We start from the raw sequence: 14,162 nt of genomic DNA, 5'->3' as shown, positions 1-14,162 counted from the left end.
TCAGCGTCCTACCATCCCGGTGCGGTTGATGAGGGTGTCGAGGGCTTCGTCGACGGCGGTGAGCACGCGGGCCGCGGCCTGGTAGGCGTGCTGGGAGGCCATGAGGCTCACGCTCTCCTCGTCGAGGCTGACCGACGCGCTGGAGATCTGGGCGTGCTTGGCGTTGCCGGCCGCGGTGTCGGCGATCCCCGCCTGCTGCGTCGCGGCCCGGGACGCGCTGCCGGTCGCCGTGACGAACGCGGCCCACCGGGCGTCGGGGGAGCCTGCGCCACGGGCGAGCTGGGCGATGGCGTCAGCCGTGCTGCCGTCGAGCGCGCCGGCACCCACGGCGCCGGTGGCGAGGCCGGACGCGTCGGTCGGGACGATGGACAGCCCACGCGCGGCGGGCAGGCTCGGGTCGAGGCGGAAGAAGTCGAGGCCGGTGGCCCCCGTGGAGCTCTGGCCGGTGCGGTGCACGGCGTTGACCGACGTGGCGATCGTGGTGGCCACCGCGTCGTAGGACGCCGCGGCCTCCGCGATGGCGCCGCCCGCGCCTCCCGCTGCCGGGGCGAGCGTCGAGAGGGCGCCGGCGATGCTGCCGCCCTCGAGGCCGACCTCGTGGCCGGGCTGGTCGGCCCACTCGAGCCGCAGCGCCGAGGAGGTCGTGTCGGCCATCGACGCCGCACCGGTCAGGGCGACCTGGCGCGCCGTGTCGCCGCGGACGAGCGCGTTGCCGCCGAGGTACACGGTGACCGTGCCGTCGGCCTCGTCGCGGACCGAGGCACCGGCGAGCGAGGAGATCGACTCGGTGAGCCGGGCCCGCGCGTCGATGAGCTCGTTGGGCGAACCGCCCTGGGCCACCGCCGACCTGATCTGCTTGTTGAGCGAGGCCACTTGTGCCGCAGCGTCGTTGAGGGAGGCCACCATGCGCCGGGTGTCGGTCGCGGTGTCGTTCCACTGGGCCTCGAGAGACGCGCGTCCGCTCGACAGCGTGGTGGCCAGCTGACCCGCGGCGCTGAGCAGTGCGCTCGACGCTCCCGCCTCGCCGGGGTGGTTGGCGACGTCCTGCCACGCGGACCAGAACGCCTGCAGACGCGTCGAGAGCCCGTCGCTGCCGGGCTCGCGGAGCGTCGCCTCGATGCGGTCGAAGGCCGCCGAGCGCTGGGCCGTGTACCCGGCCGAGGAGGAGGTCGTGCGCACCGACGCGTCGAGCAGCGCGTTGCCGAGGCGGGCGATGCGGTCGACCGAGACGCCTTGTCCGGCCTGGGGGCCCGTGGCGCCGGGCCACATGGGCGCCGGGGCACCGATCGAGGACTGCTCGATGCGCTGGCGGGTGTAGCCGTCGGTGCCGACGTTGGCGACGTTGTGACCGGCGAGGTCCATGGCCTGCTGGGCCGCCGACAGTCCGCGGTAGGCGGTGTTCAGGGCGCCGAAGGTGCTCATGGTGACCCTTCTGGTGAGAGGTTGGTCGAGATCGAGGGGGGAATCGAGGGGACCGGATCGGGAGCAGGTCAGAGGTTGCGGTCGAACAGGTGCGCCTCGCCCTGCGCGGCCGCCCGTCCCTGCGAGTCGTAGGTCGTGGCCGCGGCGTCGGTCGTGGCGAGTGTCTCCTGCGTGGACCGCGCTGCGGCCCTGAGGAACTGGGCGTTGGCGTCGCGCAGCTGGCGGATCGCGGCGGATTGGTCGGTCATGGCCGTGAGGTGCGCCGAGAGGATGTCGGCCCAGGCCGCCTCGGTGGCACCGGCAGCGAGGTCGCGCAGGCTAGCGTCCTCGGGCAGCCCCCACTCGTGCGCGACCGCCGCTGCGGCAGCGGCGCGTTCGAGACCGGCGACGCGCAGCCGCTCGAGCACCTGCTCGACCTCACGGGTCGCGTGCGAGAGCCATCGCGTCTTGCCGGCCGTGAGGAGCAGCTGCTCCTCCTCGAGCTTGAAAGTCAACAGGTCGAGGAGCTCACGCTCGTACCAGAGCAGGGCCGACAGGTCCTGCACGGTCGACCCGACCGTCGCCCCGGAGCCGCCGTCTCCGGCCATCCGAGCTCCGCCATCCACTCGAGCTTCCCCCATCCAACAGACGTCGCGGACCGGCGCACTCCGCACCGTCAGTCTCCACTATCGGCAGCGGGCCGGGACGGATTAGGCCCAGGGTAAAGACGCGGTAAAACCCGCGGAGGGCGACGCCGTCCGCGAAAAGTTCTCGACGCGTCGCTAACGCGCCGGGACGGCCTGCCGACAGTGGCGGCTGAGGGCCCACGGACGGGCCCGGAACCACCCACCCGTTTCATGGAGGAACCCCAAATGGCTCTCACCGTCAACACCAACCTGTCGGCTCTCCAGGCCTACAACAACCTCTCCCGCACGTCCGCCAGCATGGCGAGCTCGATGGCCAAGCTCTCGAGCGGCCTGCGCATCAACACCGCGGCCGACGACGCTGCCGGCCTCACGATCTCCGAGGGCCTGAAGTCCCAGGTCAACGGCTACGGTGTCGCCGCCCGCAACGCGCAGGACGGCATCAACATGATCCAGACCGCCGACGGCGGCCTGGGCGAGGTCCACTCGATCCTGCAGCGCATGCGCGACCTCGCGGTCCAGGGCGCCAACGACTCGAACAACACCGACTCCCGCACGGCCATCAAGGCCGAGGCGGACGAGCTCGGCAAGGAGCTCGACCGCATCACCAACGGCACGAACTTCAACTCGATCGACCTGCTCAAGGGCGGGACGAAGGCGTTCCAGGTCGGCGCCGGTGGCACGGCCAACGACACGATCAGCGTGGACCTCGCCGACGTCGCCACCTCGGTCGGCACGCTGAGCGGCGCTGCCGGTGCGACCGGTTTCGACGTCACCGACAACGCGGCGTCGCAGACCACGATCACCGCCATCGACACCGCCATCAAGGCGGTCTCGACCGACCGCGCCAACCTCGGTGCCGCGCAGAACCGCCTCAACCACGCGCTCAACATCGCGAACGTCTCGTCGCAGAACCTCGCGGCGTCGCAGTCGCACATCACCGACACCGACATGGCTCAGGAGATGGTCAACTACACGAAGACCAACATCCTGTCCCAGGCCGGCACGGCGATGCTCGCCCAGGCCAACCAGTCCGGCCAGGGCATCCTCAAGCTGCTCGGCTGAGCCGTTCAGCAACCGCACCGGGGCATAGCCGACGGCGGCCGGGGAACCCGACCCCGGCCGTCGTCGGCGTCCCGGCGCCCATCGCCAGGACATCGCCGACCACGTCGCCGGACGCAAGGAGCATCTCGTGGGAGTCTCGGTCAACGGCCTCGGCAGCGGGCTCGACATCACCTCGATCGTCAACTCGCTCATGAACGCCGAGGCGCTGCCGCAGCAGCAGCTGAAGCAGGCGCAGTCCCAGCAGCAGAGCCTCATGACCGTGTTGCGCACGCTCAACACCAAGGCGTCGGCGCTCGGCACGCTCGCGGCCAAGGTCGCCGCGCCGAACGCGCTCAACCTGCTCACCGCGGCGTCGAGCACCACCGGCATCACCGCCACGGCAGCGACGACGGCGACCGCCGGGACCTTCGACCTCACGGTGACGCGGCTGGCCCGCACCCAGGTCGACGTGACCGCGCCGCTCGGCACGTGGCCCACCGACGGTGGCGGCGCCCCCACCCACCTGACGTTCACCGACGCGTCCGGCGCGACCACCGAGGTGACACCCGCGAGCACGTCGCTCGACGACGTCGTGTCGGCGATCAACGCCTCCGGCGGGCCGGCCCGCGCGCTCAAGGTCAGCGCCGGCACCGACGGCAGCGGTGCCCCGCTCTACCGGCTGCAGCTGACCTCGACACGCTCCGGTGCGGCCGGCGCGTTCAGCATCGCCGAGGGCACTCCTGCCGACGTCACCGCCGGCACGGCCACCGACCTCATGAGCCGCCCCGGCGCCGCCGTCGTGGCGCCCGCCCAGGACGCGTCGGCACTGCTCTACGCCGGGACCGCGGCCGAGCAGGTCATCACCTCGGCCACCAACACCTTCGCCGACGTCGTGCCCGGCGTCTCCGTGACGGCCACGGCCGCCGGCGTCGGGACCGCCACGACCATCACCGTCAGCGGCGACACCGCGGCCGTCACGAGGCAGGCGAGTGACCTCGTCGCCTCCGTCAACGACCTGCTCGGCGCCATCGCGACGAACGCGAAGGTCACGACGACGTCCGGATCCGCGGGCGTCTCCTCGGCCCAGGGCGGGCTGCTGACCGGCGACTCCACCGTGCGCGGCATCGCGTCGGCCATCACCGACGCCACCTACCGCCCGACGAGCAACGGCCGCTCGCCCTCGGAGATCGGCATCGTCATCCAGCGCGACGGCACGTTCACCTTCGACCAGGACAAGCTGACCGCGGCCCTCGCCGCCGACGCGGCCGGCACCCGCGCGGCGCTGACCGAGGTCGCGGGACGCGTCGCCACCGCCGCCAAGAACGCGTCGGCCCCGGTGAGCGGCTCGATCACCCAGCTGATCGCCGGGCGCCAGTCGGTCTCCGACGACCTCGGCGACCGGATCGCCGGCTGGGACCAGCGCCTCGCCGACCGCCGCACCCAGCTGCTCGCGCTGTACAACGCCATGGACACCGCGCTCGGCACTCTGAAGTCGCAGCAGTCCTGGCTCACGAGCCAGATCGCCGGCCTCCCGAGCTTCTCGCAGAACACCAAGTAAGGACACGACGCGTGACCAACGCAGCCAACGCGCGCCAGCAGTACGCCCGCGACGCCATCCTCTCGGCCAGCCCCGCCCGTCTCCTGACGATGCTCTACGACCGGCTGCTGCTCGACCTGCGCCGGGCCGAGGCCGCCCAGGAGGCCGCCGACTGGCAGACGGCGAACACCCAGCTGCTCCACGCGCAGGACATCATCGCCGAGCTGTCCTCGACCCTGCGCCCCGACGTCTGGGACGGCGCCGAGGGCCTGCGCGGCCTCTACGAGTACGCCCGGATGGCGCTCGTCAACGCCAACATCCACCGTGACGTCGCCCGCACCCGCGAGGCGATCACACTGCTGACGCCGCTGCAGGAGGCATGGCACGCGGCCGCCGGGGCGCTCCAGGACGCGACGCCGTCCCCGGCGTCCGGCTCCGCTGCGCCCGCTGCGCCGGCCGCGCCCGCCTCGCCCGTCGCGCCCGCATCGCGGGCCGGGTCGGCCGGGTCGGCGGGGTCCCCCTGGTCGTCCTCGACCGGTGCCGCGCGCACGGTGCACGCTGTTGGCTGAGAGCTGGGACGCCGTCCTCGACCGCCTGGAGGCCGACCTCACCGCCGTCGAGCGGTCGTTGGCCGAGCGGGCGCCGACGGAGTCCGACGTCGCCGCCGCGCAGCTGCGCACGTGGGTGCCGCCGCGCGGCCTCGGCCCGCTTCCCGAGCGGCTCATCGACCGGGCCCGCGAGCTCGCCGACGCGCAGGCGCGGGTCGCCGAGCGCCTCGACCTCCTCCACACGGCGACCGCCCACCAGCTCACGGCGCTTCGGGCTCTCCCGCCGACGCCGCAGCGGACGCCGGTCTTCGTCGACGTCCAGAGCTGACGGCCTGAGCCGACGTCCGGAGCCGACGTCCGGAGCTGACGTCCGGACCTGACGTCCAGAGCTGACGTCCGGGCCCGTCCGGAACCCGACACCAGCCGTCACTAACGCGGCGCACGGACCTGCCGATAGGGACCGTCGAGCACGGATTGCTCGCCGCGTCAGGCCACGGATCGGCCATTCCCCTTGCGAGTTCCTGCAGGAGAACTGTGCTCGATTCCGTGACGTCCGCCGCGCTCACGAGTGCCCTCGACGGGCTCTCGCAGCGCCAGCGCGCCATTGCCGACAACATCGCCAACGTCAACACCCCCGGCTACCACGCCCAGCGCGTCGCCTTCGAGGACGCCCTCGCGGCGTCCGTGCAGGCCGGCGACGGGAACGCGGCCGCCACGACGTCGCTCTCGGCCGAGCCGACGCGCACCAACGGCAACAACGTCAACCTCGACACCGAGACGCTGTCGAACGTCGACACCGTGCTGCGCTTCCAGTTCGCGAGCCAGGCGATGAACGCGCAGTTCGCCGGCATCCGTGCGGCCCTGAGGACGAGCTGATGACCTTCGACGCAATCGGCATCGCCGGCTCCGCCCTGACGGTGCACCGCAAGTGGCTCGACGCCGTGGCCGACAACCTCGCCAACGTCAACAACGCCTCGCCGACGAGCGGTCCGGCCTTCCAGGCGCGCTACGTCGAGGCGCAGGCCGGCGCGGGCACCTCGGGTGTCTACGTCGCCGGCATCCGCGAGGGTGACGCCACGGGCCGCCTCGTGTACGAGCCGGACAACCCGATCGCCGACGCCGAGGGCTACGTGCGCTACCCCGACATCGACATGAGCGAGCAGATGGGCTCGCTCATCATGGCCCAGCGCGGCTACCAGGCCAACGCCCAGGTGGTCGACCGCGCCCGGACGATGTACGAGTCGGCGCTGCAGATCGGCAGGTCCTCGTGAGCATTGCGCCCATCGGCGCCGTCGGACCGGTCGGGCCCGTCCTCGGGTCGGTCACGGCCCCCACGGGATCCGCGCCCGCGGGCGGCGGCGGCTTCGCCTCGACCCTCGCCGGCGCCGTCGACGACCTCCAGCAGCTGCAGTCGACCTCCAACCAGCTCGCCGTCCAGGCCGTCACCGGCAGCCTCGACGACATCCACTCCGCGACGATCGCGGCGACCCGCGCCCAGGTGACGCTCGAGGTCGCGGCGGCCTTGCGCAACAAGGGAGTCGACGCCTTCAACGAGATCATGAGGATGCAGGCCTGATGCCCCCGTTCCTGACGTCCGCGGCCCAGCGCTTCGGCACCACCGTCAAGGGTTTCACCGTCGGGCAGAAGACGGTGGCGGCCATCGGCCTGGCCGTCCTCGCCCTCGGCGCGGTCGCCCTGACGAGCTGGCTGACCAAGCCGAGCTACAGCCCGCTGTTCACCGGCCTGGCGAGCGCCGACGCGAGCGCCGTCGTCCAGCAGCTCGGCAAGGACGGCGTGCCCTACCAGCTCGCCGACGGCGGCTCGACGGTGCTCGTGCCGCAGGAGAGCGTCTACGACGAGCGGCTCAAGGCGGCGTCGGCGGGCCTGCCCGCGGCCCCGGCGTCGGGCTACTCGCTCCTCGACAAGATGGGCGTCACGTCCTCGGAGTTCCAGCAGAACGTCACGTACAAGCGCGCCATCGAGGGCGAGCTCGGCACGACGATCTCCCACCTCGAGGGCGTGCAGACCGCGTCGGTGCAGCTGGCGATCCCCGAGAAGACCGTGTTCACCTCGCAGCAGGGCGAGCCCACGGCATCGGTGTTCGTGCAGACGCTCCCGGGCCAGACGCTGTCGGCCGACAAGGTCGACGCCATCGTGCACCTCACCTCGGCCGCCGTGCCCGAGCTCAAGGCGGCCAACGTGTCGGTCGTCGACGCGTCGGGCACCGTGCTCTCGGCCGTCGGCGTCGGCACGAACGGCTCGGGCTCGAAGCAGGCGAGCGAGTACCAGCAGCGCACCCAGGCCTCGGTGCAGGCCGTCCTCGACAAGGTGCTCGGCCCCGGGAACGCCACCGTGGCCGTGACACCCGAGATCGACTCGAACTCCGCGCAGCAGACGTCCGAGACGTTCGCGGGCGTCAAGAACGTGCCGCCGCTCAGCCAGTCGACGACGACCGAGAAGTACCGGGGCACGGGCACCTCGCAGGGGTCCGGCGTGCTCGGCCCCGACAACATCGCGGTGCCCGGTGGCACCGGCGGCAACGGGTCCTACGACTCGACGAAGGACACCCGCGACAACGCCGTCAACAAGGTCACCGAGGAGCGCACCATCCCGGCGGGCGCCCTGAAGCGCCAGTCGGTCTCGGTCGCGATCAGCGCGTCCGCGGCCCGCAACCTCAACGTCCAGGACCTGCAGAACCTCGTGTCGGCCGCGGCCGGCATCGACACCACCCGCGGCGACGTCCTGTCGCTGCAGGTGCTGCCCTTCAGCACGGCCGCCGCCGACCAGGCCAAGGCCGCGCTCGCCGCGCAGCAGGCCCAGGACGAGGCGCAGGCCGGCGCCCAGCTCATGACGACCCTCGTCTGGGCCGGCGTGCTCCTGCTCATCGCCATCGCCGTGCTCGTGCTGTGGCTGCGCTCGCGGAAGCGGGCCGTCCGCGAGCCGGTCGACCTCGAGGGCGAGCTCGTCGCCGACGAGGTGCCGGCGATCGCCGGGCCCGACGCGACGATGGTGCTTCCGGTCCTCAAGGTGAGCCCTGACGCCGCCGCCGTGCCCGAGCTGCCCGGCCCGAGCGAGGACGTCCTCGACGCCGAGCGCCGCCGCGCCCAGGTCAACCGGCTCGGGGCGTCCGAGCCGCTCAAGACCGCCGAGCTGCTGCGCGGCCTCATGGACGAGCGGCAGCCGGTATGACCCTCGACACCACGGTCCTGTCGTCGCTGACGACGGCCTCGCACCTCACCGGCACCCAGAAGGTCGCCATCGTCCTGATGCAGATGAGCCCCGAGAGCGCGTCGGCGGTCATGGGGCACTTCAGCGACTCCGAGGCCGAGGACATCGCCGCCGAGATCGTGCGCCTGAGCCGCGTCGACCCGTCGGTCTCCGAGGACGTCATCGCCGAGTTCCACGAGCTGGCGGTGTCGGGCCGCCGGACGACGCTGGGCGGGCGCGACTTCGCCGTCGGCCTGCTCGAGTCCTCCTTCGGGGCGAACCGTGCCGCCGGCGTCATGGACCGGCTCGCCTCGACGATGGCGGGCAAGTCCTACGACTTCCTCGAGAGCGTCGACCCCTCGCAGCTGCTCAGCCTCCTCGACGGCGAGCTGCCCGAGACGATCGCCCTCGTCCTGGCCCACCTGCGCCCGGAGCAGGCCTCGCACGTCATCGCCGGGCTCGGCGCGGCGCGGGCCGCCGACGTGGCCCACGCCGTCGCGACGATGGGCACGCCGACGCCGGAGGCCGTGCGGGTCGTCGCCGACAACCTCCGCTCGCGCACCGGAGCGGCCATCGCCGCCGGTCCGCGCCAGCAGCGGGCCCTCGGCGGCATCCAGCCGCTCGTCGACATCATCAACCGCTCCGACGCCGCCACCGAGCGCGCGGTGCTCGACGCGCTGTCCGAGCGCGACCCGGTGCTCGCCGAGGAGGTCCGCAGCAAGATGCTGACCTTCGCCGACCTCGTCAAGCTCGAGCGCAAGGACGTCCAGCTGGTGCTGCGCGGCCTCGACGCCGCCGTGCTGGCGCGCGCCATGAAGGGCGCCCCGCAGCCGGTGGTCGACACCATCACCGGCAACATCTCCGACCGCATCCGCGAGATCCTCGAGTCCGAGCTCGCGGCCCTCGGCCCGGTCCGTGCCTCGGAGGTGGAGGAGGCCCGCGCCGACATCGTCCGCTCGATCCGCGACCTCGAGGAGGCCGGCACCATCACGCTGCGTCGGGCCGAGGAGGACGACCTTGTCTACTGACACCTCTTTCGGCGGCGGAGCGGCCTACCCGACGCGTCCGGCCCCGGAGGTCGTCGTCTTCCCCGCGCTCGACCTCATGGGCGAGACCGAGGGGTACACGCGCGGTCACGCCGCCGGGTACGCCGCCGGACTGCGCCGGGCCGCCGACGAGGTGGCCGCCCGTGAGTCCGAGCTCGTGGCCCGGCAGGCCGCCGCCGTGGCGGCCGAGCGGGCCCGCACCGACCGTGCGGTCGCCGTGCTCGACTCCGCGGCCCGCGCCCTCGAGCTGCGCACCGCGCCGGTGCTCGCCGACGCCGACGACCAGCTCGTCGCGGCGGCGCTCGCGCTCGCCGAGGTCATCGTCGGGGGCGAGCTGTCGGACGCTCCGCACGCGGCCCGCGCCGCCCTGGCCCGGGCGCTGTCGGCGCCCGACGCGTCGGTGGTCGTGGCGGTGCGGCTGCACCCGGACGACCTTGCGCTCGTGGGGGACTCGCTCGACGCCGCCCGAGTCGAGCTCGTCGCCGACCCCGGGCTCTCGCGCGGTGACGCCGTCGCCGTGTACCCGGATGGCGAGCTCGACGCCCGCATCGGCTCGGCCCTCGCGCGCGCCCGCGCCACCGTGACGGGGGAGCTCGCGTGAGGGGGCTCGCCGACGTCCTCGACGCCGCCGCGCCCGAGCGCGTGGGGACCGTCACGGCCGTGCGTGGTCTGGCCCTCGAAGTGGCCGGGCTGCCGTGCGCCGTCGGTGACCACCTCGAGGTGGCTGCCGACGCCGGGGCCCCGACGCGCGCCGAGGTCGTCTCGTCCGCGCGCGGCACCCTGACCTGCATGCCGCTCGGGCCGCTCGCCGGCCTGCGCGTCGGGCAGCGCGCCCGCGCCGTGCGCGGCGGTCCGCACGTGCCCACCGGGCCGGCCCTGCTCGGACGCGTGCTCGACGGCCTCGGCCGCCCCATCGACGGCAAGGGCCCGCTCGTCGCCCCGACCGTCCGTTCGTCGGACCGCGCGCCCTCGCCGATGGAACGGGCCCGCATCGACCTGCCGCTCGCCACCGGCGTCCGGGCGCTCGACACGCTCGTCACCCTCGGCCGCGGCCAGCGTATCGGCCTGTTCGCCGGCTCGGGGGTCGGCAAGTCCTCGCTGCTGTCGATGATCGCGCGGGGGAGCGAGGCGGAGGTCTGCGTCATCGCCCTCGTCGGCGAGCGCGGCCGCGAGGTCCGCGAGTTCCTCGAGGACGACCTCGGGCACGAGGGCCTGGCCCGCTCGGTCGTCGTCGTCGCCACCTCCGACGAGCCCGCGCTCGTGCGCCTGCGTGCCGCCGACACAGCGACGAGCATCGCCGAGTCGTTCCGCGCCGACGGCGCCCACGCACTGCTCATGATGGACTCCCTGACGCGAGTCGCAATGGCGCAGAGGGAGATCGGCCTGTCGGCCGGCGAACCACCGGCCACCCGCGGCTACCCGCCGTCGGCCTTCGCCCTGCTCGCACGCCTGCTCGAGCGCGCCGGCACGGCCCGGGCCGGATCGGTCACCGGCATCTACACCGTCCTCGTCGACGGCGACGACCACAACGAGCCGGTCGCCGACACCGCCCGCTCGATCCTCGACGGCCACGTCGTGCTCGACCGCAAGCTCGCCGTCATGGGCCACTACCCGCCCATCGACGTGCTCGGCTCGATCTCGCGCGTCGCCTCGAAGGTCAACCCGCCCGAGCGCACCGCCGCCGCGACGGCCCTGCGCCGCGTCCTCGCGGCACGCAAGGCGGCCCAGGACCTCATCGACGTCGGTGCGTACACCCGCGGGGCCAACCCGCTCGTCGACGCCGCCCTCGACCAGGCCGCGCCGATCGAGGCCTTCCTCACCCAGCACCTCGACGACCGCACCGCGGCCGAGGAGGCCTGGGCCGCTCTTGTCCGACTCACGACGACCCTCGGGGGGCCGCGATGACCCAACCGTTCTCGCTCGCCGGGCTGCTCCGGCTGCGCCGGCTCGAGGAGGACCAGGCCGCAGCGGTGTTCGGCGCCGCCGCGTCCCGGCACGCCGGCATCGCCGCGCGCACCGAGCGCGCCCTCGCCGAGGTCGACCGCCTCCCGACCGACGTCGACAGCCTCGACGTCATGCACACCATCGCCGCGGGCCGCGCCTCATCGGCCGCCATGCTCACCGAGCTGCGGGCCCTCACCAACACCGCGGCCGCCGAGCGGGCACTGGCCGAGCGCGACTTCGGAGCGGCCCGGGCCCGCACCCTCGGGCTGGAGAAGCTCGAGGCGCGGCACGCGTCGACCGTCCACGCCGCCGAGCTCGCCGCCGAGCAGGTCGTGCTCGACGAGCTGGGCTCGACCGCCCGGCTGCGCAAGCCGGGCGAGGGGGCACCGGCATGAGCTTCACCGAGTCGCTGGGCCGGATCCAGCAGATCGAGTCGACCCTGACCCAGTTCGACCCGGCGGCCGCCTCGCGGGCGGCCTCGGCCGCGGCGGCCCGCACGGGCGCAGCGGGCGGAGCGACGGGCGCGGGTGGGTCGACGGCGTTCGCCGACACCCTCGCGTCGGTGCTCGGCCCCGATGCCGCGCAGGGCCTCACCGGCGCCGCGGACGCGACCGGTTCGTCCGGCGGTGTCACCGGCGATCAGGTCGTCGCCGCGGCCAAGCGCTACGTCGGGGTGCCCTACGTGTGGGGCGGCACCGACCCGAGCAAGGGCATGGACTGTTCCGGCTTCGTCCAGCGCGTGTACGGCGACGTCGGCATCGACCTGCCCCGCCTCGTCCGCGACCAGATGACGCGCGGCACCGAGGTGCCCTCGCTCGCCCAGGCACGGCCCGGCGACCTGCTCGTCAGCCACGGCCACGGCCACGTCGCGATCTACCTCGGCGACGGCAAGGCGATCGACGCACCGATGCCGGGCAAGACGATCCAGGTGCGCGACGCGTGGGAGATGCACGGCAACCTCACGACGATCCGGCGCATCGTGCCCGAGCGGCCGACGGTCCCGGCGGGCGTCGCGGCGAGCGGCCCGGGAACGGCGTCGCTCGACCCGACGCAGCGCCACTACGCCCAGGTCATCGTCGACGAGGTCAAGGCGCAGGGCCTGCCGCGGCAGGCGGCCGTCAACGCCATCTCGACCGCCCTGCAGGAGTCGTCGCTGCGGATGTACTGGAACCCCAAGGTCGCCGGCTCACAGGCCCTCGCGCCCGACGCGTCGGCACGTGGCGTCGACGGCCACTCGGTGGGCCTGTTCCAGCAGCAGGTGAACGGCTCGCGCTACTCGTGGGGCACCGTCACCGACGCCATGGACCCGCGCACCTCGACCCGGATGTTCCTCGACCGGCTCACCGCCATGCCGAACTGGCAGTCGATGCCGGTGGCCGCCGCCGACCAGGCCGTCCAGCGCTCCGCCTACCCCGACGCGTACGCCAAGTGGGAGGGCACCGCCCGCCAGATCGTCTCCGAGCTCTACGGGTCGGGGGCCTGATGGCCGCCGTCGTCTCCTCCGGCTCGGGATCGGCCCTGCCCGTGCCCGGCGCCGGCGCCGCCCCGTCACGCGGTGCCGCCGCCGGCACCCCCGGCGACTTCCTGGCCACGCTGGCCACGCTCCTCACGCCCACGGCGACCGGGCCCGCGACGGCGGCAGCGGGCGCCGACCCGCTGCCCACACCGTCCACCGGGACGCCCGACGCAGCCTCCGGGGGCGCGGCCGCTGGCGGAGTGCTCGGGTCCGACGGCCAGGGCGGCACTGACGGCCCGGCCCCGGCAGACGCGTCGACCGCCGGTGCCGTCGACCCGAACCAGTCTCTCGCCCAGCAGGTTCCGCTCGTCCTCATGTCCCTGCCGGCCGCCGCTGCGGCCACCGCGACCACCGTGACCGCTCCCGCCGCAGGGGGCGGGCCAGGGATGGCTGCAGACCGTGCCGCCCAGGTCGCGGCCTCGACCGCTCTGGCTGCCCCGGGTGGCGCGGTCGCAGCCCCGGCACGCTCGTCCCTACCGTCGGTCGCAGCCGGGCCGACCCTTGTCACGCCGGCGACGTCGGGCCCCGGGGCCACCGCGCAGGCGGCTGATGGGTCGGCCGCTCCGCCCTCGGGGTCGCCGGTTCAGGCGGTTCAGGCGGTTCAGGCGGTGGTGGCGCCTGTCCCCACCGACACGTCGTCGGCCGCGCCGGCACTCGTCGTGCCGCAGCCGGTGGCGTCCCGACCCAGGACGACCGACTCCCCGAACACCCTCGGCGCACAGGCGGTCGCTGCCGTGACCGCGCCGATGGCGCCGACGGCGTCGGTCGTCACCGGCCCGGCCCCCTCGGCGGCGAGCGCGCCGGCCACCCCGCAGCCGTTCGCCGAGCAGCTGTCCCGGCCGGTCCTGCGCCTGGCTGCCGGCGCGCCGGGGGAGCACATCCTCACGGTCCGCGTCAGCCCCGAGCACCTCGGTCCGGTCACCGTGCAGGCGCACATCGGCGCCGACGGCGTGCGCATCGAGCTGTTCAGCGCCACCGACGCGGGGCGCGCGGCCGTGAACGCGGCGCTGCCCGACCTGCGCCGCGACCTCGCCGGCACGGGCCTCGGCGCGAGCCTCGACCTGTCCCACCGATCCCACAGCGGCGCTCCGGCGCACGACCCCAACGCCGGGGACGGACGTGGTGACCGCGGCGACGCCGGCGGGCAGGGCCGCGACGGCGGCCGGCCGGACACCCTGTCCCGGGTCGCCGCGGCGTCCGGGCCGGGCCACCACGCCTCCACCCCCTCCCAGCCGTCCCCAACCGTGGCCGTCCTCGACGTCCTCGCCTGAGAGA

16 protein-coding genes are annotated in these 14,162 nt (G+C 74.0%); 14 read left to right on the top strand and 2 right to left on the bottom strand.

The features are described from left to right. A complete protein-coding gene (gene flgK / locus RY076_RS22700) occupies positions 1-1,422 on the bottom strand; it encodes a flagellar hook-associated protein FlgK (protein WP_323102093.1) in 1,422 nt (473 codons plus the stop codon). A 68-nt stretch (positions 1,423-1,490) separates the two neighbouring features. Next, a complete protein-coding gene (flgN, locus tag RY076_RS22695; protein ID WP_323102091.1) occupies positions 1,491-2,009 on the bottom strand; it encodes a flagellar export chaperone FlgN in 519 nt (172 codons plus the stop codon). 264 nt (positions 2,010-2,273) lie between these two features. Here flgN and RY076_RS22690 point away from each other — a divergent pair, with 264 nt between their 5' ends. The 14 genes from RY076_RS22690 to RY076_RS22625 all read left to right on the top strand — a co-directional run bounded on the left by RY076_RS22690 (position 2,274) and on the right by RY076_RS22625 (position 14,158). Further along, on the top strand, positions 2,274-3,110 hold the full coding sequence (locus RY076_RS22690; protein ID WP_323102089.1) for a flagellin N-terminal helical domain-containing protein: 837 nt from the start codon (positions 2,274-2,276) through the stop codon (positions 3,108-3,110). A gap of 127 nt (positions 3,111-3,237) precedes the next feature. Next, complete coding sequence (gene fliD / locus RY076_RS22685; protein WP_323102088.1) at positions 3,238-4,647, top strand: flagellar filament capping protein FliD; 1,410 nt, start codon at positions 3,238-3,240, stop codon at positions 4,645-4,647. 11 nt (positions 4,648-4,658) lie between these two features. Continuing rightward, positions 4,659-5,195 (top strand): flagellar export chaperone FliS, encoded by a 537-nt coding sequence (gene fliS / locus RY076_RS22680; protein WP_323102086.1) that lies wholly within the window; start codon positions 4,659-4,661, stop codon positions 5,193-5,195. Beyond that, on the top strand, positions 5,188-5,502 hold the full coding sequence (locus tag RY076_RS22675; RefSeq protein WP_323102085.1) for a hypothetical protein: 315 nt from the start codon (positions 5,188-5,190) through the stop codon (positions 5,500-5,502). Before fliS ends, RY076_RS22675 begins: the two co-directional genes overlap by 8 nt. A 206-nt stretch (positions 5,503-5,708) precedes the next feature. After that, positions 5,709-6,050 (top strand): flagellar basal body rod protein FlgB, encoded by a 342-nt coding sequence (gene flgB, locus RY076_RS22670; protein WP_323102084.1) that lies wholly within the window; start codon positions 5,709-5,711, stop codon positions 6,048-6,050. Then, positions 6,050-6,445, top strand: a complete 396-nt coding sequence (locus tag RY076_RS22665; protein ID WP_323102083.1) for a flagellar basal body rod protein FlgC — start codon at positions 6,050-6,052, stop codon at positions 6,443-6,445. Before flgB ends, RY076_RS22665 begins: the two co-directional genes overlap by 1 nt. After that, positions 6,442-6,750 carry a flagellar hook-basal body complex protein FliE gene (gene fliE / locus RY076_RS22660; protein WP_323102082.1) on the top strand — a complete coding sequence of 103 codons (309 nt, stop codon included), beginning with the start codon at positions 6,442-6,444 and terminating at the stop codon, positions 6,748-6,750. Before RY076_RS22665 ends, fliE begins: the two co-directional genes overlap by 4 nt. Further along, the gene (gene fliF, locus RY076_RS22655; protein ID WP_323102080.1) at positions 6,750-8,363 is read left to right on the top strand and encodes a flagellar basal-body MS-ring/collar protein FliF; all 1,614 of its coding nucleotides are present in this window, start codon (positions 6,750-6,752) and stop codon (positions 8,361-8,363) included. Before fliE ends, fliF begins: the two co-directional genes overlap by 1 nt. After that, positions 8,360-9,409: a flagellar motor switch protein FliG gene (fliG, locus tag RY076_RS22650; RefSeq protein ID WP_323102078.1), complete on the top strand. Its 1,050-nt coding sequence runs from the start codon at positions 8,360-8,362 to the stop codon at positions 9,407-9,409. Before fliF ends, fliG begins: the two co-directional genes overlap by 4 nt. Beyond that, the gene (locus RY076_RS22645) at positions 9,399-10,028 is read left to right on the top strand and encodes a FliH/SctL family protein (RefSeq protein WP_323102074.1); all 630 of its coding nucleotides are present in this window, start codon (positions 9,399-9,401) and stop codon (positions 10,026-10,028) included. Before fliG ends, RY076_RS22645 begins: the two co-directional genes overlap by 11 nt. Beyond that, positions 10,025-11,332 carry a FliI/YscN family ATPase gene (locus RY076_RS22640; RefSeq protein WP_323102071.1) on the top strand — a complete coding sequence of 436 codons (1,308 nt, stop codon included), beginning with the start codon at positions 10,025-10,027 and terminating at the stop codon, positions 11,330-11,332. Before RY076_RS22645 ends, RY076_RS22640 begins: the two co-directional genes overlap by 4 nt. After that, positions 11,329-11,766, top strand: a complete 438-nt coding sequence (locus RY076_RS22635) for a flagellar export protein FliJ (protein WP_323102069.1) — start codon at positions 11,329-11,331, stop codon at positions 11,764-11,766. The genes RY076_RS22640 and RY076_RS22635 overlap by 4 nt, the downstream gene beginning before the upstream one ends. Then, entirely contained in the window at positions 11,763-12,854 is a 1,092-nt protein-coding gene (locus tag RY076_RS22630) for a C40 family peptidase (RefSeq protein ID WP_323102068.1), read from the top strand. Before RY076_RS22635 ends, RY076_RS22630 begins: the two co-directional genes overlap by 4 nt. Further along, positions 12,854-14,158 carry a flagellar hook-length control protein FliK gene (locus RY076_RS22625; protein WP_323102066.1) on the top strand — a complete coding sequence of 435 codons (1,305 nt, stop codon included), beginning with the start codon at positions 12,854-12,856 and terminating at the stop codon, positions 14,156-14,158. Before RY076_RS22630 ends, RY076_RS22625 begins: the two co-directional genes overlap by 1 nt. The last annotated feature ends 4 nt before the right edge of the window (positions 14,159-14,162 follow it).

This window comes from Intrasporangium zincisolvens, from assembly GCF_034724055.1.
In the GTDB taxonomy this organism is placed as follows: Bacteria; Actinomycetota; Actinomycetes; order Actinomycetales; family Dermatophilaceae; genus Monashia; species Monashia zincisolvens.
The sequence above is the reverse complement of the archived record's forward strand: the minus strand, read 5'-3'. Positions and strand labels throughout refer to the sequence as shown.

Coding starts and splice junctions, on each gene's coding strand:
- RY076_RS22665 (WP_323102083.1), top strand. CDS start 6,050: ATGACCTTCGACGCAATCGGCATCGCCGGCTCCGCCCTGACGGTGCAC.
- flgK (WP_323102093.1), bottom strand. CDS start 1,422: ATGAGCACCTTCGGCGCCCTGAACACCGCCTACCGCGGACTGTCGGCG.
- RY076_RS22690 (WP_323102089.1), top strand. CDS start 2,274: ATGGCTCTCACCGTCAACACCAACCTGTCGGCTCTCCAGGCCTACAAC.
- fliG (WP_323102078.1), top strand. CDS start 8,360: ATGACCCTCGACACCACGGTCCTGTCGTCGCTGACGACGGCCTCGCAC.
- fliF (WP_323102080.1), top strand. CDS start 6,750: ATGCCCCCGTTCCTGACGTCCGCGGCCCAGCGCTTCGGCACCACCGTC.
- RY076_RS22625 (WP_323102066.1), top strand. CDS start 12,854: ATGGCCGCCGTCGTCTCCTCCGGCTCGGGATCGGCCCTGCCCGTGCCC.
- RY076_RS22630 (WP_323102068.1), top strand. CDS start 11,763: ATGAGCTTCACCGAGTCGCTGGGCCGGATCCAGCAGATCGAGTCGACC.
- RY076_RS22635 (WP_323102069.1), top strand. CDS start 11,329: ATGACCCAACCGTTCTCGCTCGCCGGGCTGCTCCGGCTGCGCCGGCTC.
- flgN (WP_323102091.1), bottom strand. CDS start 2,009: ATGGCCGGAGACGGCGGCTCCGGGGCGACGGTCGGGTCGACCGTGCAG.